Annotated in this window: 22 protein-coding genes; 7 read left to right on the forward strand and 15 right to left on the reverse strand. The window is 52.4% G+C overall.

Going from position 1 to position 20,967, the window contains the following annotated elements; all coding sequences use genetic code 11:
* The first annotated feature begins 162 nt into the window (after positions 1–162).
* From B5E84_RS00605 to B5E84_RS00620, 4 genes are all read left to right on the forward strand, one after another.
* A complete protein-coding gene (locus B5E84_RS00605) occupies positions 163–411 on the forward strand; it encodes a hypothetical protein (protein ID WP_087217718.1) in 249 nt (82 codons plus the stop codon).
* A gap of 537 nt (positions 412–948) precedes the next feature.
* A complete protein-coding gene (locus tag B5E84_RS00610; RefSeq protein ID WP_087217720.1) occupies positions 949–1,938 on the forward strand; it encodes a replication protein in 990 nt (329 codons plus the stop codon).
* A gap of 301 nt (positions 1,939–2,239) precedes the next feature.
* Positions 2,240–2,965 carry a tRNA lysidine(34) synthetase gene (locus tag B5E84_RS00615; protein ID WP_087217722.1) on the forward strand — a complete coding sequence of 242 codons (726 nt, stop codon included), beginning with the start codon at positions 2,240–2,242 and terminating at the stop codon, positions 2,963–2,965.
* 4 nt (positions 2,966–2,969) lie between these two features.
* A complete protein-coding gene (locus B5E84_RS00620) occupies positions 2,970–4,061 on the forward strand; it encodes a tyrosine-type recombinase/integrase (protein ID WP_087217724.1) in 1,092 nt (363 codons plus the stop codon).
* A gap of 100 nt (positions 4,062–4,161) precedes the next feature.
* Here the strand turns inward: B5E84_RS00620 and B5E84_RS00625 are convergent, their stop codons facing one another.
* Both B5E84_RS00625 and B5E84_RS00630 read right to left on the reverse strand, forming a co-directional pair.
* Positions 4,162–6,102 (reverse strand): GTP-binding protein, encoded by a 1,941-nt coding sequence (locus B5E84_RS00625; protein ID WP_087217727.1) that lies wholly within the window; start codon positions 6,100–6,102, stop codon positions 4,162–4,164.
* 97 nt (positions 6,103–6,199) lie between these two features.
* Positions 6,200–6,493 carry a LysM peptidoglycan-binding domain-containing protein gene (locus B5E84_RS00630; protein WP_242963197.1) on the reverse strand — a complete coding sequence of 98 codons (294 nt, stop codon included), beginning with the start codon at positions 6,491–6,493 and terminating at the stop codon, positions 6,200–6,202.
* Positions 6,494–6,679: 186 nt separating this feature from the next.
* Between B5E84_RS00630 and lexA the strand changes: the two genes are divergently transcribed.
* Positions 6,680–7,297 (forward strand): transcriptional repressor LexA, encoded by a 618-nt coding sequence (lexA, locus tag B5E84_RS00635; protein WP_087217729.1) that lies wholly within the window; start codon positions 6,680–6,682, stop codon positions 7,295–7,297.
* Positions 7,298–7,732: 435 nt separating this feature from the next.
* Here the strand turns inward: lexA and rsfS are convergent, their stop codons facing one another.
* The 11 genes from rsfS to B5E84_RS00690 all read right to left on the reverse strand — a co-directional run bounded on the left by rsfS (position 7,733) and on the right by B5E84_RS00690 (position 15,979).
* Positions 7,733–8,086, reverse strand: a complete 354-nt coding sequence (rsfS, locus tag B5E84_RS00640; protein WP_087217731.1) for a ribosome silencing factor — start codon at positions 8,084–8,086, stop codon at positions 7,733–7,735.
* 20 nt (positions 8,087–8,106) lie between these two features.
* Positions 8,107–8,691, reverse strand: coding sequence for a bis(5'-nucleosyl)-tetraphosphatase (symmetrical) YqeK (yqeK, locus tag B5E84_RS00645; protein WP_087217733.1), 585 nt, complete (start codon positions 8,689–8,691; stop codon positions 8,107–8,109).
* Between the two features lie 6 nt (positions 8,692–8,697).
* Positions 8,698–9,315, reverse strand: a complete 618-nt coding sequence (gene nadD, locus B5E84_RS00650) for a nicotinate-nucleotide adenylyltransferase (protein ID WP_087217735.1) — start codon at positions 9,313–9,315, stop codon at positions 8,698–8,700.
* A gap of 27 nt (positions 9,316–9,342) precedes the next feature.
* Complete coding sequence (gene yhbY, locus B5E84_RS00655; RefSeq protein ID WP_087217737.1) at positions 9,343–9,636, reverse strand: ribosome assembly RNA-binding protein YhbY; 294 nt, start codon at positions 9,634–9,636, stop codon at positions 9,343–9,345.
* 15 nt (positions 9,637–9,651) lie between these two features.
* Positions 9,652–10,938, reverse strand: coding sequence for a GTPase ObgE (obgE, locus tag B5E84_RS00660; RefSeq protein ID WP_087217739.1), 1,287 nt, complete (start codon positions 10,936–10,938; stop codon positions 9,652–9,654).
* A gap of 80 nt (positions 10,939–11,018) precedes the next feature.
* Positions 11,019–11,309 carry a 50S ribosomal protein L27 gene (gene rpmA, locus B5E84_RS00665; protein ID WP_087217741.1) on the reverse strand — a complete coding sequence of 97 codons (291 nt, stop codon included), beginning with the start codon at positions 11,307–11,309 and terminating at the stop codon, positions 11,019–11,021.
* 3 nt (positions 11,310–11,312) lie between these two features.
* Positions 11,313–11,642: a ribosomal-processing cysteine protease Prp gene (locus B5E84_RS00670; protein WP_087217743.1), complete on the reverse strand. Its 330-nt coding sequence runs from the start codon at positions 11,640–11,642 to the stop codon at positions 11,313–11,315.
* A gap of 8 nt (positions 11,643–11,650) precedes the next feature.
* The gene (gene rplU, locus B5E84_RS00675) at positions 11,651–11,959 is read right to left on the reverse strand and encodes a 50S ribosomal protein L21 (protein ID WP_087217745.1); all 309 of its coding nucleotides are present in this window, start codon (positions 11,957–11,959) and stop codon (positions 11,651–11,653) included.
* A gap of 280 nt (positions 11,960–12,239) precedes the next feature.
* Positions 12,240–13,433: a ribonuclease E/G gene (locus B5E84_RS00680; RefSeq protein ID WP_087217746.1), complete on the reverse strand. Its 1,194-nt coding sequence runs from the start codon at positions 13,431–13,433 to the stop codon at positions 12,240–12,242.
* The gene (locus B5E84_RS00685) at positions 13,426–14,127 is read right to left on the reverse strand and encodes a TIGR03936 family radical SAM-associated protein (protein ID WP_087217748.1); all 702 of its coding nucleotides are present in this window, start codon (positions 14,125–14,127) and stop codon (positions 13,426–13,428) included. Before B5E84_RS00685 ends, B5E84_RS00680 begins: the two co-directional genes overlap by 8 nt.
* Entirely contained in the window at positions 14,111–15,979 is a 1,869-nt protein-coding gene (locus tag B5E84_RS00690; protein ID WP_087217749.1) for a TIGR03960 family B12-binding radical SAM protein, read from the reverse strand. The genes B5E84_RS00685 and B5E84_RS00690 overlap by 17 nt, the downstream gene beginning before the upstream one ends.
* Positions 15,980–16,635: 656 nt before the next feature.
* On the opposite strand from B5E84_RS00690, the gene B5E84_RS00695 reads away from it, so the two are divergent.
* The gene (locus B5E84_RS00695; RefSeq protein WP_162612781.1) at positions 16,636–17,277 is read left to right on the forward strand and encodes a TetR/AcrR family transcriptional regulator; all 642 of its coding nucleotides are present in this window, start codon (positions 16,636–16,638) and stop codon (positions 17,275–17,277) included.
* 71 nt (positions 17,278–17,348) lie between these two features.
* A complete protein-coding gene (locus tag B5E84_RS00700; RefSeq protein WP_087217753.1) occupies positions 17,349–18,146 on the forward strand; it encodes a class I SAM-dependent methyltransferase in 798 nt (265 codons plus the stop codon).
* A 204-nt stretch (positions 18,147–18,350) separates the two neighbouring features.
* Here B5E84_RS00700 and glpK read toward each other — a convergent pair whose 3' ends face one another.
* The gene (glpK, locus tag B5E84_RS00705) at positions 18,351–19,844 is read right to left on the reverse strand and encodes a glycerol kinase GlpK (protein WP_087217755.1); all 1,494 of its coding nucleotides are present in this window, start codon (positions 19,842–19,844) and stop codon (positions 18,351–18,353) included.
* A gap of 36 nt (positions 19,845–19,880) precedes the next feature.
* On the reverse strand, positions 19,881–20,864 hold the full coding sequence (gene hemB / locus B5E84_RS00710) for a porphobilinogen synthase (RefSeq protein WP_204248517.1): 984 nt from the start codon (positions 20,862–20,864) through the stop codon (positions 19,881–19,883).
* Positions 20,865–20,967: the final 103 nt, after the last annotated feature.

The raw sequence follows: 20,967 nt of genomic DNA on the forward strand, positions 1-20,967 counted from the left end.
GCTGTCGCAATGATGGACAGATCTTTGCTCAACCAGTGCTCTTTCGGTCTCATCGGCAGACCGATGAAAATGTAGGCTCTGCGGGTCATCCCCGCTTTTCCCGTCGATGGAAACTCCGGGAATGGCACGTTGACAACTTTATAGTGAAAGGAAGGATTTCTCATGAAGGTGAAAGTATTTGGTGTTCAGAACGTGGATTATGTCAGTAAGCGCACAAATGAGCCGGTAAAGGGCCGGACGTTCCACTGTATCTTCAAGGATCCCCAGGTGGTCGGCGATGCGGTTGACGCTATCTTTGTATCCGATCGGCTCTCGATCCCCGGCCTGTATGATATTCAGCCTGGGGCAGCCCTTGACATTGAGTATAACAGCAGAGGCTCCGTCTGTGGAGTCCAGGTCATGCCGAAATAATATCCGGCCAGGAGTCCCTTTCCCCTTGCGGCTCCCCTGGCCTGCCAACTCCCCTTTTTTCCTTGTTGTGCTCCCGCCCGGTCCCTCTGTCCGTCTGTGATAGCTGTGGTCGGGAGTTTGGGAGCATCGCCGGGGGGCCCAAACTCCTCGGCGAATACCTATACGCGCGCGTCCGCGGTTAGTATTACCCGCGGACTTCTGTCGCAAACCCCGGCAAGCGTCCACAAATCAACAAAAACCAGACCGCGACAATAACGTGTCGCACTTGTCGCTGTCGCAGATGTCGCAACCATCAAGTCTTATCCCCTCCCCCATGCAATAACCTAGCGCATACGCCACGGTCTCAAGCCGGCACAATCAATTTCAAACCGTTTTGCCTATAAAGGTGCGGCGGCCCTTAAATGGCCAGTCCCACAGCACCGGAATAAAACGGTTTGACTGCGTCGCAGACGCCAACCTTTGCGCAGCATTGGGCGGCAGAGATAGGGCCCGTTGTGGATGAAGGCCCGTTCGAGATTCTGAAAGGAGGTGTTGATCTTGGAACGTGATACGCAATCACGAAAATGGCAGCTGACCATCAACAATCCTCTGGAAAAGGGATTCTCCCACTCCCGGATAATTGAGATTGTCAGTGGTATGAAATCTGTGATATACTGGTGTATGTCGGATGAGATCGGAGAGAATCAGACGTTTCACACTCATGTATACCTGCATGGACGAGGCGGCATCCGGTTTTCTACTCTCAAGCGGTTGTTTGAGGGTGCCCACTTTGAAATGGCTAAAGGCACAGCCCAGCAGAACATGGAGTATGTATCAAAAACCGGGAAGTGGGCAGACAGCAAGAAATCAGAGACCAGCGTCCCGGATTCCTTCCAGGAATTTGGTGAGATGCCAATAGAGCGTCAAGGCCGTCGCAATGATCTTGACGATCTTTATTGTATGATTAAGGAAGGCTACAGCAACTATCAAATCTTGGAGATGATGCCGGAAAGTATCTTAAACATTGACAAGCTGGATAAAGTCCGGCAGACGATTGTTCAGGAAAAATTCCGGAATTCCTGCCGCTTTTTAGATGTCACCTATTTATGGGGTGATACTGGAGTCGGTAAGACCCGCTCGATTATGGAGCAGTACGGCTATTCAAACGTGTACCGGGTAACGGATTACTATCACCCCTTCGACAGTTACCAGGGCCAGGATGTTATCGTCTTCGAGGAGTTCCGCTCTGGCTTTCTGATCCGGGATATGCTAAACTATCTTGACATCTATCCGCTTGAGCTCCCTTGCCGGTATCTCAATAAAGTGGCTTGTTATACGAAGGTTTACATCGTTTCCAATATCCCCCTCCGACAGCAGTATTCTAATGTTCAGCGAGAGGAGCCAGAAACCTGGCTTGCTCTCCTTAGACGAATTAAGGATGTAAAACACTATACGAAGTTAGGTGTGGAAAATCAGAGAATTAAGATAGATGAGAATGGGTTTTGGAGGATTGTCAGTATCGGTGTTGAGTCAAGATATGATGGATGAAGATAGGTTCAACTGATTCGTTAAACTACTGTTTCGCAAATAGTGGACAGACGCGCGGGCTCCGGCGGGAGAATGGATGTCGCCCGCGGTCAACTACCGCTCTCGCGGCCGCTCCCGCTTTCGCGAAACCTGGTTACTTTAACGAATAGTTGATACCAGAATTGACCCTTTCCCGCATTTCCCCAATCTATCCCTTTCAAAGTTAACATAAATTAATTATGTCAACTTATTCTCTATTTTGCAAATCTTTCCAACTACTACTCAAAATAATCACATTCAGAAAGGCGGATTTTATCATCTCATGGATTTACAGCGTTTAATGAGCCTGACCCGCCAGGCATTGGACAAATATCATATGATTGAAAACGGCGATCACATCGCCGTGGGAATTTCCGGTGGAAAAGACAGTTTAACTCTTTTATACGCCCTTCATGGTCTCCAACGGTTTTATCCCAAAGAATTTACGTTATCTGCTATTACCATCGATTTAGGCCTTGGAAACATGAATCTGGAACCAGTTCAGAACTTGTGCGAACAATTTTCCATTCCTTATACGATTATCCCAACGGATATTGGCCCTATTCTGTTCCGTGTTCGGGAAGAAACGAACCCATGTTCTCTCTGTGCCAAAATGCGCAAAGGCGCTCTGAACGAAAAGGCCAAGGAGCTGGGCTGCAACAAGATTGCCTACGCTCATCATAAGGAAGATTTGATCGAGACCATGCTGATGTCCCTGATCTATGAAGGACGGTTCCACGCCTTCTCTCCATATACCTATTTGGACCGAATGGACCTTACCGTAATCCGTCCCTTAATCATGGTGCCAGAGGCTGATGTCATCGGTTTTCAGCGAAAATATGATCTTCCCGTCTGCAAAAATCCATGTCCCATGGATGGACACACCAAACGGGAATACGTAAAAAACCTCACAAAGCAGCTGGAGCGGGAAAATCCAGGTGTAAAAGCCCGCCTGTTCCGGGCCATTTTAGAAGGAAACATCGCCGGCTGGCCAAAAACGGAGGACTGATAACATGGCAAATATTCCATATCATGAACAAAAAGACATTGAGAATATCAATAAGCTGCGGGAACTGATAAAGGAGCTCCCGCCCTTCTGCTCCGACTTTTTCCGCGGCATTGAGCCTCGGACTTCTTCCCGTACCAGAATCGCCTATGCTTACGATTTAAAGATTTTCTTTGAATTCCTAAGGGCTGAAAATCCGGCAATGTCCAGACTCTCCATGAAACAGATCACTCTGGAACATCTGGAGCAGCTTACGGTAACGGATCTCGAGGAATACATGGAATACCTGAAATACCGGTTTAATGATAAAAATCAGGGCGTGATCAACCGGGAACGGGGAATTATGAGAAAAATCTCCTCCCTGAAAAGCTTTTACAACTACTTCTTTTGCAATGAAAAAATCAAAACAAACCCGGCCGCTCTGGTGCGAATGCCAAAACTCCACGAAAAAGATATTATACGTCTGGATATTGACGAGGTAGCGGAACTGTTGGATGAAGTGGAATACGGAGAATCCCTGACAGACAAGCAGAAAGCGTTTCACGAAAAAACAAAAGTACGTGATCTGGCTCTCCTCACTCTCCTTCTTGGGACTGGAATCCGGGTATCCGAGTGCGTGGGACTGGATATTAACGATATTGATTTTAAAAACGGCGGAATCCGAATCCACCGGAAAGGCGGAAAGGAAGTAACCGTATACTTTGGAGATGAGGTGGAAAGCGCTCTGACCGCCTATCTGGACGAACGGGAACAGATTCTTCCGGAAAAAGGTCACGAAGATGCTCTCTTTCTCTCCCTTCAGAGAAAGAGAATGTCCGTTCGCAGCGTAGAGAACCTGGTAAAAAAATATGCGAAAATCGTCACCCCCCTGAAAAAGATCACGCCTCACAAGCTGCGAAGCACTTACGGCACCAATCTCTACCGGGAAACCGGAGATATTTATCTGGTGGCTGATGTACTCGGCCATTCGGATGTCAATACAACGAAAAAACATTACGCGGCCCTGGAAGATGAACGCAGACGCAGCGCCAGAAACGCAGTACAGCTGAGAGAAAAACCAGAAATCCGAAGACCACATACACCGGAAGACCTTTCATAAGGAGCCGCTGGACCCAGCCAAAATCCGACATTCCTGACAGCGATTCATCAGCGCCGTTTCGGATGCAGGAACTTTGGCTGGTTTTGAATGTGAGAAAAATTTATCTGAGACAGTGCATATAACGCTCCGCCTCGTCCCATTTAACCACCACAGCAGCTCCTTTGCTGCAAAAAACAGAATAGGATGGATTCTCCAAATCAGCGTCCGGATGATACTGGAGCCGAGCTATTACTTCATCTGGATTATGGCACGGCCGGTATTGGGAAAACCGAAAACTAACAGTCCCCCGTCCCTTGCTGAAACCTGCCAGTTCTTCTCCATAATTCATAAGCTCTGACACCGGGCCGTTTCCCTGAATCTGTGCCTGCCCGTTAAATAATACAGGTGGCTGAAATTCTCCATGATATTTTCCCATATCAGCCATTACCCGCCCCACATACTCCTCCGGGACAGAAATTATAAATTCATAATACGGTTCCAGCAGGACACTCTCTGCCTTCATGAGCCCCTGCCTGACCGCCCGGTAAAGCGCCTCCCGGAAATCTCCGCCTTCCGTATGTTTGATATGGGAACGCCCATCCACCAGCACAACCTCCACATCGGTCAGCTCTGCCCCCGTCAGTACCCCTTTATGGCGTTTTTCCAGTACATGAGTGCGAACCTGACTCTGATAATTAACCGCCAGCCGGTCCACATGGCATTCGCTCCGAAACCGAATGCCAGAACCGGGCGTACCTGGTTCTAGGCGAATCGCTACCTCCGCATAATGCCGCAGCGGCTCAAAATGTCCGAATCCGTCTACGGACTGAGCGATCGTCTCCTTGTAGAGCACTTCCGGAGCTCCGAACGATATTTCCATTCCAAACCGCTCCCGCACCGTGTCCGCCAATATTTCCAGCTGAATTTTTCCCAGGCTCCGGATGGACAGCTGTTTTAACGATTCTTCCCATTCTACGGAAAGGGACGGATCTTCCGCCTCCAGAATGGAAAATACTTCCAGCACCTTACGCAAAGGAACAGAAGGATCAAACAACACTTTTGCCCTGAGGGCTGGGGAAATCATCCGCTCAGAAATTCCAGAATCCTCTCCGATCCCATCTCCTGGCTTTAAGCTGGAAATTCCTGTCACCCCAATTAAATCTCCTGCAGATGCCTTTTGTACCGTTGTATACCGTTGTCCGCTGTACATACGGATCTGGTGAACCTTTTCCTCCTGAATAAACTCCTTAACATTCAGAGAGCCGCCTGTCAGCTTTAAAAAGGTAATTCGCTCTCCCTGGCTGTCATGGCGAACCTTATACACTCTGCCCCCCAAAGGTGCCTGCTCCTCGTAAGACGTTCTGGCCAACGAGAAAAACAGATCTAAAAATGCTTTCATTCCCTCTCCAGTCGCCGCGGAGCCTCCCATACAGGGAAACAGTCTTCGTTTCTGAATCATAGGCCGCAATCCCATAGCCAGATCCTCACGTGACAGGCTGCCGTTCAGATATTGCTCCAGAAGCTCCTCCCGCTCCTCAGCCGCTAAAATAACCAGTTCTTCCGGGATTTCCCATTCTTCTCCTCCTCCGGACCAAAAAGACAGATCACATATCCTAGCGGAAAAGCGGCTCTGCAGTTCCTGGAGAACCCTGGAATAGTCGGCGGTATCCCGATCCAATTTATTGATAAACAGAAATACTGGCAGCTGATACTGTTCCAGGAGTTTCCAAATCGTCTCCGTATGCCCCTGGATCCCATCCGTCCCGCTCACAATCAAAATCCCGTAATCCATGGCCTCCAAAGCCCGTTCCATCTCGGAAGAAAAATCAATATGTCCCGGCGTATCAATCAGAAAATAGGTGTCCTCTCCCTTCTGAAACATCGCCTGCTCGGAAAATACGGTAATTCCACGCTGCCGTTCGATTTCATTGCAGTCCATAAAGCTGTCTTTGCTGTCTACTCCCCCTAGATGCCGGATCAGACCGGCATGGTACAGTACCTGTTCGGAAAACGTCGTTTTCCCTGCATCCACATGGGCCAAAATTCCAAATGTAAGTTTCATCGCACTGATCTCCCTCTGCTGCCTGCAATCGAGACAGCACACATAAAAGAGTTATACCATGAAACGGGATGTTCATACAAGCACTATTAAATCCAAATTACTCAAAATAAAGGATGGTCAGATACTGACCCCGATGTATGGTATCAGATGTCAGCCCATTCATAGATCGCAGCTCTTTTACGTAATCCTCCAGCGGCATTTGTCCGCCGCTGTATTCCTTTGCCAGACTCCACAGACTGTCCCCTGCTTTGATCTGCATACTTTTATAATACCGCTGTGCGGAATGAGGCGTATCTTTTGCCAGTGCGTCCATCAAACAGCTCCCAAAAACCGTCATACAGATAATTAGACAGATAACCAGAATCCCCTTTATCCTTCTCCTGTGTTTCATAAACCCGATACCTCCTGATAATTCATCCTTTGTCGCGATTAGGAACATATGTTCTTTGTGCCCTCATTATAATCGCAGAACATACGTTTGTCAATACGGTTTTAAATTTTTTTCGAACAAAGGTTTGCTTTTTTGCCGAACATATGTTACTATAGAGTCAGAATATCAGTTCGAGGAGGTTTCAGTATGCAGCAGGAACGAATTACAGAAAAACAAACCGAAATTTTAGAATATATCAAAGAATGCGTATTAAAGAAGGGCTATCCCCCTTCTGTGCGGGAGATCTGTGAGGCTGTACATTTAAAATCCACCTCCTCTGTCCACTCCCATTTAGAGACGCTGGAAGAAAAGGGTTACATTCGCAGAGATCCCACAAAGCCCAGAACCATCGAGATCATCGACGAGGAATTCAATCCCGCCAGAAGGGAGCTGGTCAATATTCCCGTCATCGGCACGGTCGCTGCCGGCCAGCCCATTTTGGCGGAAGAAAATATTTCCGACTATTTCCCGATCCCCGCGGACATTCTTCCTAATGGAGATGTGTTCATGCTGGAGGTCAAGGGGGAAAGCATGATCAACGCAGGAATTCTCAATGGTGACAAGGTGATCGTCCGAATGCAGAACACAGCTGAAAACGGCGACAAAGTAGTCGCGCTGCTGGATGATTCCGCCACGGTTAAGACCTTCTATAAAGAAGACGGACACTACCGCCTGCAGCCGGAAAACGATACCATGGATCCCATTATTTCAGATGAAGTGCAGATTTTAGGACGCGTGATTGGAATTTTCCGTATTATGGAGTAAGAGGGCTTTCCGGTTTCGCTTGAGATTGGCCCTGCCATTTGATCACCGGACGGGCTGCCGTATCTCCCAAACTCAGAGAGTGACACGGCGCGCCTATAGATTGTCTGAAAAAAGTTTCTGGAAAGAACGGATCAAAGGTACTGAAACTCTTGTAATCTTATAAAAACAGAAGGGACAAAGCTGCGTTGATACACGAAAAAACGCTCCGGGGATAACGATTTCCCTGGAGCTGTCCCTCTACTTATCTTATTCTCATGATTCAAATCGAAAAGCTCTGAATACCGCGCGCCGCGGCACACACACCGGTGCCGGACCGGGGCCGCGTAAACAGTCCGTTTCCTACCACATAAAAAACATCCCGCAAAAGGGTGATTTCTCCCCCCTCGCGGGACAGTTAAACAAACGTCTATCCTTTTATAAACACATCAAAGTGCATCAAAGCTCCGAGACATCCACAATCGTCTTTCCGTCTCTCCAGATTCTCTCCAGATCATAGAACAGGCGGTCATCTCTGGAAAATGCGTGTACAATCACATCACCGAAATCCAGAAGGATCCAACCGGCATTCTGGTAGCCTTCAACCTGTTTGCAGATGTAGCCGGCCTTCCCCAGCACTTCCTCCACATTGTCTGCCATAGCCTGAACCTGGCTGGCGTTGCTCCCGTCTGCGATGATGAAATAGTCCGCCAGCACGGAAACATCCCGAATATCAATGATCTTAATATCCTCGCCCTTTTTATCTTCCAGGGCGGAGACAGCCAGCTTTACCATCTCTTTGGAATCGTTCATATTGCTCTCCTTTCTCAGCCTTAACGGCCGGGACTGGTCAGTTTTTTAAAGTATTCATAGGCCTCGTTGGTCATAGGATCCACGGTACCGCCCTTCTTTTTTAAGTAGAGGAGGGTCCCCTCCAGAATCGCGTACATGGTCAGATCCAGGTCCTCAAAGGCCATTTTTCTCATACGGGGAAGATCAGGCGCCTTGTCTCTCCTGGGCTCGATGTAATCCGCAATATAGATGATCTTATCCAGGGTCGTCATTCCCGCCCGGCCAGTGGTATGCCACCGGATCGCCGAGAGTACATCCGGGTCTGTGATGCCATATCGGCGCTCTGCCAGCCAGGCTCCATACTTCGCATGAAGAACAGCGGGTGCTTTCAGTTCCGCGTCCTTCAGCTCGATCTCGTGTTTCCGGCACTTCTTTATGATCTCCGCGTCATTGTAGTGTTTCGCGCAGTCGTGAAGAAGTCCGGCCAGCTCCGCCTTGTCCAGATCGTACTCGTAGCGCATGGCTAATGCCATTGCCGTATAGGATACCCCCAGGGAATGCTCATAGCGCATGGGAGGAAGTTTTTCCTGCAGGCGCTGTCTGAAATAAGGAATCTGCTCATTCATAAGACCTTAATCCTCTCTTTCCTCGTACAAATGGTGGGAACGGATATATTCCCAGACAGCCGTGGGAACAAAGGGCTTTAATTCCTGTCCACAGGCAGCCATCTTTCTGAGGCGCATGGAGGCCACATTAATTTCCTCCAAATGCAGCCGGAAAATTTCTCCACCGTATTTTTCTTTCAGATAGGCGATCTGCTCCTCCAACGGCCGTTTCGCTTTTGGATACTCCCGTCCAGCCACCAGAAGAACCGCCCTCTCCATAATCTGCTGCGGCAGATACCAGTTTTCAATCTCATACAGGGAATCGGCCCCGATGATAAAGAAAAACCGGTATTCCGGATAGCGTTCCTTTAAAAGGCCCAGAGTCTGTGCCGTATAGGTGTTTCCCTCCCGCCTGACCTCAAAATCAGAAAAACGGAAATAGGGATACCCCTGAATCGCCAGCTGGGTCATCTCACAGCGGTCCTCCGCGCAGGTGACGGTATGATCCGTCTTGTGGGGCGGATGTCCGGAGGGCATGAACCAAACCTCGTCCAAACCGTATTCCAGATACGCCTGCCGACCCACAGCGATATGACCGTTGTGAATCGGATCAAATGTGCCACCCATAATTCCGATTTGTCTCATACCTGCCTCATTCCAGGCCATTGGATGTTAGGGGAGAACGATCTTTCTCTTTTTCTCATCCTTTGCCTGTTTATATAAAACAATTTTTTTGCCGATCACCTGCACCACTTCAGAGCGGGTCCGCTCCGCCAGCACCTGAGCGATGGAATTGCTGTCGTCCAGGCAGTTTTTCAGAACAGTCAGCTTGATTAATTCCCTAGCCTCCAGCGCCTCTGACACGGCGGTGGTGAGCTCCGGGGTCACGCTGCCCTTTCCGATCTGGAAAATAGGATCCAGGTTCATGGCAAGACCCTTTAAATAGGCCCTCTGTTTACTCGTCATGAGTTTCCTCCTATATTACTTGTAATAATCAAACTCCAGGCCATACATACGTACCGTATCGCCTTCCTGGATTCCCAGCTCCTCCAGTTTTTCCAAAATTCCATTTTCCCGCAGGAAGTTCTGGAAAAATACAAAGCCCTTTTCCGATTCCAGGTTGGTGTAGCCCAGCATCTTCTCGATTCTGGGGCCTTCCACCACGTAAACGCCGTCCACAACCTCCACGGTATAGGGAAGATTCTCCGCGTTGCGCAGGGCGTTGGTATCAAATTCCTTCTCAAAAATCACGGGAGCCTGATCTACGGTCTGCAGCTTATCGTAAACCGCGTATAACAGCTCCCGGATGCCCTGACCGGTCACTCCGGAAATGGGATAGACCGGAATTTCCGGCTCAAACTCCCGTTTCAGACGCTCCACCGGATCCTCTCCGCCGTCTTCCACGAAAATACTGTCAATCTTGTTGGCAGCGATCAGCTGTGGACGCTTTAACAGCTCCGGATTGTAGGCCTCCAGCTCATGGCAGATGGAGCGAATATCCTCCACCGGATCCCGGCCTTCCGTAGATGCCGCATCCACCACGTGGATCAGCACCTTTGTGCGCTCGATGTGGCGCAGGAAGTCATACCCCAGGCCTACTCCCTGGGAAGCGCCCTCGATCAGCCCGGGAATATCCGCCATCACAAAGCCCTTGCCTTCGTCCAGATCCACCACTCCCAAATGGGGATCCAGGGTGGTAAAGTGGTAGTTCGCCACCTTCGGTTTCGCGTTGCTCACTCGGGAAATGAGAGTGGATTTTCCCACATTGGGGAACCCTACCAGGCCCACGTCGGCGATCACCTTTAACTCCAGCTGAACCCAAAGCTCCTGGCCAGGCTGTCCGGGCTGCGCGTACTTGGGGGCCTGCATCGTGGAGGTAGCGTAGTTCATATTCCCAAGGCCGCCTTTGCCGCCTTTTAAAATGACTTCCCGCCGGTTCTCCCCCGACATATCGGCAATGACTTTCCCGCTCTCAAACTCCTTGATCACCGTTCCCTCCGGCACCTTAATCACCAGATCTTCCGCGCTCTTGCCGGAACAGCGGCGCTTGCCTCCTGCTTCCCCGCTCTGGGCCACGTATTTGCGCACCTGGCGGAAATCAGTCAGAGTGTTTAAGCCGTCATCCACCTCAAAAATGATGTCTCCGCCCTTGCCGCCGTTTCCGCCGTCAGGGCCGCCTGCCGGCACGTAAAGCTCTCTGCGGAAACTGACGTGTCCGTCTCCGCCCTTGCCGGATTTTATAAATATTTTTGCTCTGTCAGCAAACATAGTTTCACCAATTCCTTTTGCAGTCAATACCTGTAACTTCAAAAAAGGCTTCATACGTTGTCTGTATGAAGCCTCAAGGATTATTCGCTGATTGTTCTCGGATATACAGAAACCTGCTTTTTGTCTCTGCCCTTTCTCTCGAAACGAACGATGCCGTCTGCCATAGCAAACAGGGTATCGTCACCACCGCGGCCAACGTTCAGACCGGGATGGATCTTCGTTCCACGCTGTCTGTAGAGAATGTTTCCAGCCAGCACGAACTGTCCGTCCGCTCTCTTGGCGCCAAGTCTCTTGGACTCGGAATCTCTGCCGTTCTTCGTAGAACCAACACCCTTTTTGTGAGCGAATAACTGAAGGTTCATTTTAAACATGACTTACACCTCCTTAAGCCGGATATTGATATATTGCTCTCCATATTCATCCCGGATATTCTGTAACCCTAATATCAGGGAATCCATAAGAAGTTTCGATTCCGGACTGATTTCACCGGTAAAACGGAAGGAAAACCCTCCGCCCTCCACAGCTGCCTCTCCGGTAAAGCCGTCCTCCGTAAAGGTTTCCACGGAATTGGCCATATTCAGTACCAGGGCAGAGACGGCAGCGCAGACAATGTCTTCGCCTTCCTCTCCATACCCGGCATGGCCGTCTAAGCTCACCCCGCGGGCATTCTGCTCGGAATCTTTAAATACTGTCACTCGAATCATAGTTTCGATTAGGCATTGATCTTCTCGATCTTAACCTGAGTAAAGAGCTGTCTGTGGCCGTTTTTCTTGTGATAGCCAGTTTTTCTCTTATACTTGTAAACGATGACCTTTTTGCCCTTGCCTTCCTTTACTACGGATGCGGTAACGGTAGCTCCGTCAACGGTCGGACATCCAACCTGCAGCTCGCCGTTGTTCACAGCAAGAACCTGGTCAAAGGTAACGGTCTCGCCAGCGGCAACACCAAGTTTCTCTACGTTAATGATATCGCCCTCAGATACTTTGTACTGCTTTCCGCCAGTTGCAATGATCGCGTACATATGGCACCTCCTATTATCATTACTCGCCAACTTCGGCGCCCACAGCTTGTCTGTGGAACTTTTCAGCCTCATTGTGCGGCATACTTTAATATAATAGCATCGGCTGTCCGGATTGTCAACCAGAATTTACAGGATTTTTGCTGATTTTGGAATGATTTTTGAATGCCTTTTAGAATAGCTTCCAGGCAACGACTTTTTGGATGATTTCCCCTGTGCCCCGTTTCATTCCAAAGCTTATTTTCACGAAAAAGCCCCGGACCTTTCTGGACATTTGACCGCCCTAGCGCTGTCCCCGCACCATCTCATGCAGCGGCTTTTTCAGCTTTTTCCTGGTAATCTCCACCAGGTTCAGGGCCGTCATATCCACCACGGTAGTCTTTACAGGGTCCTGCCGGCAGATCTGGCGCAGCCGCTCCATGAGAAACTCCCGGTCCTGGGCTGTCTCCATGTCGATGAAGTCCACCAGGATGATGCCGGATAAGTTGCGCAGGGCCATCTGGCGGCCGATTTCCTCCGCCGCCTCCAGGTTGATCGCACGGATGGTCTCCGACGCGTTTTTTCGGCCGGAATATTTCCCGGTGTTTACGTCAATCACCGTAAGGGCCTCCGTAGGCTCGATGACCAGATAGCCGCCGGATTTTAACCACACCTGGCGGGAAAGGGCCTTTTCCATACAGGCATCCAGAGAATAAAGCTTTGCCAGAGGTAGCAGGCGATCCTCGTACAGGCGAAGTTTCCCCTCGTCCTCTTTCTGGCTGGATGCCAGGTAGTCCTTTAACTCTCCGTAGACAGCAGGCAGGTCCGTCACAATCTCCTCCAGACCGGCGGAGCTTAAATCCCGCACCGCCGCCACATAGGGGGGAATCTGCCGGTCCAGCCGGGAGCCACAGACCCGGTATCTGGACTCGGAGAGAATGGCGTCTAGCTGCCGGTTCAAGGTTTCCAGCTCCGCGAGAAGGGCAAAAATCCCCCCTTCATAGGCGTTTGTGCGGACGATCACGCCGCAGCCTGCTGGAATTCTGTCCTCCAGCGCCTTTCTCACCTGTCCCTTCCAGTCCCCGTCCGAAATCTTGGCCGAGAAACCGATGCCGCTTTTTCCCCTTGTGAGAACGGCATAACGGCCCGGCAGACTGATGGCGCCAGTGAGGACGGGAGCCTTTGTTTTCACCGCGTCCTTGGCCACCTGGACCACCAGCTCATCCCCCGCTTTCAAGGGAGCCGCGGACGGCGTTTCCGAACCGGTGAGCAGGTGCTCCCGGTTCTCCTGAAGGCTGTAATACCCGATCCGTCCATCGCCGAATTCCACAAAAGCGGCGCCGATATTTTTCACCACATTTTTAACTTTTCCAATATAGATCCCATTTAAGAGGGAGGGGGACTCCCGGCCGTCCAGGGACAGACGGGAAATTTTCCCATCCGTCCACAGGGCCGTGAGGATGTCGCCCCTCCACTCTGTCAAAATCAGCTTATTCAATGTCTTCTCCCAAAGCCTCCAAAGGCACGAAATCCGGCGCGTAAATCTCCTCCCGCTGCACCTCAAAGGTGAGGGGAGTGATTTCCATGCCGATCTCCCGGCAGTAGGTCTCCAGCACCAGCTCCGGCTTTATATTGTCCGTGCTGCCGGTGGATACCCGCATGGCCACTGCCGGCCGCTCGTCCTCCCGCAGGACCTGCAGCTGATAGATCAGCGGCTTTAAATCCAGCTGCCGCTCGCCCTTTTTCGTTTTCTTCACAATAGGAATAGATTCCCGGCCATAAAAGGCCTCCAGGCCGGCAAAAAAGCCCTCCAGATCCTCCGGCTCATAACCGTTCCGGAAACGGACGGTGTAGTCGGCACAGTCCACCAGGGACATGGCATTTCCGGCCCCGTCGGGAAGTCTGCGGTAGCTTAACACCTCAAACCCTTCCACCATCACCTCATTTAACCGCCTCACCATCTCCGCGGAGGAGCCGGTGGAGTGCACCTCGATGTCCATATACTCTCCGTTGCTGGTCAGGCCCACGCCCAGGGGGGCGGCGAAGGACATGATCTGATGAGGGCTGAATCCTTCGCTGTAGCGGATATTCACGTCGGCCCGGCGCATGGCTTTCTGGAAATAGCGCATCACATCCAGATGGCCGATAAATTTCATGGTGCCGTGTTTTGCGAATTTAATTCTTATTTTCAAAGCAGACACCTCCTTTAAATTTCATGGCGCCGCAGGCGGAACAGCGCTGGCGGCAGTTGGGAGTCACCTGCTCCCGGTTGGCATTCTCCCACTCTCTCTTTAAAAATGCCTTGCTCACACCGGAGTCAATGAAATCCCAGGGGAAGATTTCCTCCAGGGAGCGCTCCCTTGTGGTGTAAAAGTCAATGGAGAGACCGCAGGCATCAAAAGCCTCCATCCAGATCTCGTTTTTAAAGAATTCAGACCAGGAATCGTAGAGCGCCCCGTTTTTATAGGCCGTCTCCACTACGGCGGACACCCGGCGGTCGCCTCTGGCGAGAACGCCCTCCAGCACGGTCAGATCCGCCTCGTGCCAGTTGTATTTTAAGCTCTTGTAATTGCGCATTTCCTTGAATTTATTCTTTACGATGTACGCCTTTTCTAAGAACTCCTCCTTGGTGCACATTCTGGCCCACTGGAAGGGGGTGAAGGGCTTGGGCACAAAGAAGGAGGAGCTGGCCACTACCTGCACCTTGCCCTGGCGCTCCGATTTGGGAATCTCATCGTAATAGGTCTCTGCCACTTTTTCGGAGAGAAGGGCAATTCCCTCCATATCCTCCACCGTCTCCGTGGGCAGTCCCAGCATGAAATAAAGCTTCACGCGGTTCCATCCGCCGTGGAAAGCGTCTGCCGCTCCCTTTAAGATGGATTCCTCCGTAAGCCCCTTATTGATCACGTCCCGCAGACGCTGGGAACCGGCCTCCGGTGCGAAGGTCAGACTGCTCTTTTTCACGTCCTGTACCTTTCTCATCACATCCAGGGAAAAGGCGTCAATGCGCAGAGACGGCAGAGAAATATTGACACCCTTGTCCTTAAACTCGTCGATGAGGAAATTCACCAGGCCTTCCAGCTGGGAATAGTCGCTGGAACTTAAGGAGCTTAAGGAAATTTCCTCATGTCCGGTACTCTTTAACATCTGCACCGCGTAATCCTTCAGATACTCCAGGCTGTGCTCCCGTAGCGGGCGGTACACATTTCCTGCCTGGCAGAACCGGCAGCCGCGAATGCAGCCCCTCATAATCTCCAACACCACACGGTCCTGGGTGACCTTAATAAAGGGGACCACCGGTTTCTGAATGTAGGTAGCGCTGTCCATATCCATTACCAGCTCCTTGGTGATCACCGGGCTGGCGTGGCGGTTGGTGGGGGTAAAGGCGGCAATGGTACCGTCCTCCTTGTAGTCCACCTGGTAGAACATGGGCACGTACATTCCCGGCAGCTCCGCCACCTTCTCTAAAAATTCCAGACGGCTGCCGCCCTGTCTCTTATGTTCCTTGTAAAGGTCAAAAATCCGGTCGTACTGGGTCTCGCCTTCTCCAATATAGAAGAAGTCGAAAAACTCCGCCAGCGGCTCCGGATTGTAGGCGCAGGGGCCGCCGCCGATCACAATGGGGTCTTCCTCCGTCCGATCGCAGGCGTGGAGGGGAATTCCGGACAGATCAAGCACCTGCAGAATGTTGGTGTAGCACATCTCATACTGCAGGGTGATTCCCAGAAAGTCAAAATCTTTTACCGGGTCCTGGCTCTCCAGAGCAAACAGGGGGATGTGTTTCTCCCGCATAAGCTTGTCCAAATCCACCCACGGGGAAAATACGCGCTCACAGTAGACATCTTCCCTGCGGTTGAACATATCGTAGAGAATCTGCAGCCCCAGGTGGGACATACTGATTTCGTATACGTCCGGGAAACACATGGCAAAGCGGATGTCCACCTTAGACGGATCCTTCACCACGGAGTTGACTTCGCCTCCGATGTAGCGGGCCGGTTTGTCGATGCTGAGCAAAACCTCGTCGCTTAGTGCTAATTTTCTCATTTTTCCTGATATTCTCCTATCTTTTCGCGCAGTGACCGCGGTATCCATATGCGCCTTCGCGCACATTGGCGCCAAAACACAGCTGCGTAAACAGCCATTTTCCTACGCCAGAAATGCGCCTCCGCCGAAGGCTTTCCCGTCACAGGGAATGCCGTCTCCTACGGCGCAACATCCCAGCGCGCAAAAAACGCCCACCGGCACAAATGGCCGTACAAGCCTCAATCCGGAGACCGCGATCACCGCTGCACGATTCAACACTCCGCAACATTATAAACGATTTCTGAGTATTAATCAATCAATAATGGGGATTTTCGCAGGGAGATACACGGAAATTACAAATATTCCAAAAGCAGACGGGAAGACGGGCCGAAATACGCCCAAAAGGAAGGAACAGACCATAAACCGGCAATCTATCACATTCCCTAATCAAACAGCACCGCCCCCATTCCACGAACCCTTCCCCATATCAAAGACTCCAGCCGCAGCGCAGAGAATGATCCCAGGGAACTCGCGATAAAGGCATAATAAAGATTCCCGTCCCCCTTGCATTTTCCCTCCATCTGTTGTACAATTCAGTTAGTTTACCTTAACCATTGATGCAGTGCCTTACAGGCCCACAACCCCCCCGCCCAGCTATCCCCCGAAAGGAGCCGCCCATGGAATCACCCATCCTCCCAAAACCGCTGAGACAAGGCCTCTCCAAGGCGCAGTTGACAAAGGAAACCCTGTTAAAAAACGCCAAAAAAGAATTTCTTTCCCACGGTTTCCAGGGGGCCTCCCTACGGCGCATCTGCGCCTCGGCGGGAGTTACCACCGGCGCCGTCTATTTTTTCTTTCAGAACAAGGAGGATCTGTTTTCACAGATCGTGGCCCCCACAGCCAGCGGCCTGGCAGCTTTAGGGCGGGAGCTGACAGAAACGGAGTATGCCAGTCCTGACCTGGGCCCAGCCTGCGACCTTCGGCTTATGGAGTTTTTATACTGCCATCGGGAGGAGGCCCTGCTGCTCCTGGAGCATTCCGCTCACACCAGGTACGAGACGTTTCCGGGAGAGCTGTACGCCCAGATGCGCCAGACCTTCCTCCTCTTTTTCAAACGCTACGGCCGGGAGGATGCGGACCCGGAGCTGATCCGGATTTTGGTGGAAATGCGTATGAAGGGATTTTTGGAAATTTTAAAAGGAGACTACACCATGGAACAGGCCCTAACTCTCACCCGCCAAACCGGCATCTACGCCGACGGCGGTTTCCGGCAGCTAGCTGCTACCATGAAAACAGAACAACCGATGGATAAAAATTGAAGTCCGGGGCAAGCGCTCCGGACTTTTTACATAACAAAACATAACAACTGTTATCGAAGGAGGATCAAAAAATGAAACACAAAAACACCTTAACCCCCGACTACGGAAACTGGGTCCCCGCTGCCATGATGAAATGGATGGCCGCCGCCGAAGGACTGCTGCTCCTTCTCACTGCCGTCCTGGCCCGCTTTCTGAGGACGCCGGTTCCCGCTGTCCTGTGCGGCGTCCTGTCCGGGTTTCTCCTGGGGCTGTGGCTCTATATGTTCCGCTGCCGCGCCTTATTTGATTTTCGCCGCGGCGGTCTCATGGGCACCATCCATCAATACCTTTTGGCTCACCTGCCCTGGGATGGAAAGGGGACGCTGCTGGACATCGGCTGCGGCTCCGGCGCCCTCACCATCCGCTGTGCGAAAGCCTATCCCCAGGCAGCGCTGACAGGCGTGGACTACTGGGGCGCGGAATGGAGCTACGCCAAAGAACAGTGCGAGAGAAACGCCGCGGCAGAAGGAGTCTCCGGCCGGATCACGTTCCAAAAGGGCGACGCGGCCCATTTAGACTTCCCTGACGGCAGTTTCGACGCCGTGGTGAGCAACTTCGTATTCCACGAGGTGCGTTCGGAAAAGGTCAAGAAAAACGTAGTGCGGGAGGCTCTGCGGATGGTAAAGCCAGGGGGATGTTTCGCCTTCCAGGACCTGTTTTCCCAGGAAACCCTCTACGGAGACATGGAGGCATTTGTCCGTGAGCTGCGCCTGGAAGGTTTTCAGGAGGTTCACTACATTCCCTTTGTGGAGCGGCAGGGCTTTGTCCCCTGGTATGTCCAGACGCCCTGGATGCTCCGCGGGGTCGGCCTGCTCTACGGCAGAAAATAGACGGAACATTTCGCCTCCCCTGAACGCGTCTCGGTCATAGCCAACCCTTTACTGTCATAAAATACGGGTGTCAAACGGATGTTTGCAGACGGTCCGTTCCATCTGTCCTTTTGACACCCGAACCCTCCGGTGCCACCGTTTCCCGCACCACAGCAAAACGGCACAGCCAAGCCTGACTGTGCCCATCATAAACTGATCCTTTTTTCACTCCTTCGCCCATCCAAAAGAGCATTTCACCGCCCGGTTCCATCCGGCCACCATCTCCGCCCGTTTCTCCCTTGAAATTTCCGGTATAAACGTCCGGTCAATGGCCCAGTTCTTCCGCACATCCTCCTTGTCCGCCCAGTAGCCCACCGCCAGACCGGCCAGATAGGCCGCTCCCATGGCCGTTGTCTCCACGCAGCAGGGACGGTTTACCGGGGCGCCAATGATGTCCGCCTGGGTCTGCATCAGATAGTTGTTGGCGCTGGCCCCGCCGTCCACCTTGAGGGACGCCAACCGGATGCCGGAGTCCGCCTCCATGGCCTGGAGTACGTCATTGGTTTGGTAGCAGATGGAATCCAGGGTCGCCCGGATGATGTGGTACTTGTTCACACCCCTGGTCAGGCCCACAATGGTTCCTCTGGCGTACTGATCCCAGTGAGGCGCCCCCAGACCGGTGAACGCCGGCACCACATAGCAGCCGTTGGTGTCCGCCACTTTTTTCGCCATGTATTCCGAATCCGGGGAGGAATCAATCACCCGCAGCTCATCCCGCAGCCACTGAATCGCCGCCCCGGCCACGAAAATAGAGCCCTCCAGAGCATAGTAGACCTTCCCGTCCAGGCCCCAGGCGATGGTAGTCACCAGGCCATTTCTGGAAAATACCGGTTTTTCCCCGGTGTTCATCAGCAGAAAACAGCCGGTGCCGTATGTATTTTTCGCCTCTCCCGGCTGAAAACAGGTCTGACCAAACAGAGCCGCCTGCTGATCCCCTGCTGCCCCGGCGATGGGGATTTCCCCGCCGAAAAACTGGGGATCGCAGCAGCCGTACACGAAACTGGACGGTTTCGGCTCCGGCAGCATACACCTGGGAATATCCAGCTCCTTTAAAATGTCCTCGTCCCACTCCAGGGTATTGATGTTAAACAGCATGGTGCGGGAGGCGTTGGAGTAATCCGTCACATGAACCCTTCCCTTGGTCAGTTTCCAGATCAGCCAGGTCTCCACAGTGCCAAACAAAAGCTCGCCCCGCTCCGCCCGCTCCCTGGCCCCTTCCACGTGGTCCAGGATCCATTTCAGCTTTGTCCCGGAAAAATAGGCGTCAATTACCAGCCCCGTCTTTTCCCGGAAGGTTTCCGTCAGTCCCTTCGCCTTCAGCTGGTCGCAGTACTCCGACGTCCGGCGGCACTGCCACACGATCCCGTGACAGACCGGCTCCCCCGTAGCCTTGTCCCACACGATGGTGGTCTCCCGCTGGTTGGTGATGCCAATGGCGGCAATGTCCTTTGCCGACGCCCCCACCTTTGACATCGCCTCCACCGCTACCCCCAGCTGAGTGGACCAGATTTCCCCCGCGTCGTGTTCCACCCATCCCGTTTTGGGAAAATACTGGGTAAATTCCTTCTGGGCAACGCTGCACATTTCCCCCCGTTCATTGAACAGAATGCAGCGGTTGCTGGTGGTCCCGGAATCCAGGGCCATCACATATTTTGCCATAAACCTCTCCCCTTCCTTCTCTTACTCCCCGCCGGATCAGCCGATCAGGCCCTTGTCCATGTAGCCTGCCAGCTCCCTGGCAAAATAGGTGAGCAGAATGTTGCAGCCCGCCCGGTAAATGCTGGTGGCTGTCTCGCAGATCAGTTTCTCCTCCTCAATATAGCCCAGTTTGGCGCCGGCCTTGATGAGGGCGTACTCCCCGCTGACACTGTAGGCCGCCACCGGCACGTCGATGGCATCCGCCGTCTCCCGGATCACGTCCAGATAGGACAGGGCCGGCTTGATCATGATAATGTCCGCCCCCTCGTCCAGGTCGGAAAAGACCTCCTTCATGGCCTCTCTCCGGTTGTGATAGTCCATCTGGTAGGACTTCCGGTCCCCGAAGGCCGGGGCGGAGCCGGCCGCGTCCCGAAACGGGCCATAAAACCCGGAGGCGTATTTTGCCGCGTAGGACATGATGGGCACGTTGCAGTAGCCGTTTTCATCCAAAAGCTGCCGGATGGCTCCCACCCGTCCGTCCATCATATCGGAGGGCGCCACCATGTCCGCCCCCGCCTGCACCTGGGACAGGGCAATCTTTGCCAGATACTCCAGGGTTTTGTCATTGTCCACATAGTCCCCGTCCAGGATTCCGCAGTGGCCGTGGGAGGTGTACTCGCACATACACACATCCCCGATCAGGTAAAGCTCCGGCACCTCCGCCTTCGCCTTCCGGAACGCCTTCTGCACAATTCCGTCCTCCGCCCAGGCGCCGCTGCCGCAGCTGTCCTTGTGGTCCGGAATCCCGAAAAACATCACGCTGGAAACCCCGGCAGCCGCCGTCTCCTGTAACACCTCCGACAGCCGGTCCACGCTGTAGCGGTACTGGCCGGGCATGGTGGGAATCTCCTGCTTAATATTCGTTCCCTCCATCACAAAGATGGGATAAATCAGGGAGGACTTGTCCATCCTGGTCTCCCTCACCATTTTCCGCAATACCGGACTCCTGCGGAGCCGTCTCGGTCTGTGAATCATCTCCATTGTCTTTTCCCTCTTTCCCTCATAAATTGGCGGTTTCTCTCATTCTGCCACCTCTGTCCCTGTTTCAGCCCCGGAAACGGCCTGGAAAACCGTCTCCGCGAAA

The organism is Lachnoclostridium sp. An14, from assembly GCF_002160755.1.
In the GTDB taxonomy this organism is placed as follows: domain Bacteria; phylum Bacillota; class Clostridia; order Lachnospirales; family Lachnospiraceae; genus Lachnoclostridium_A.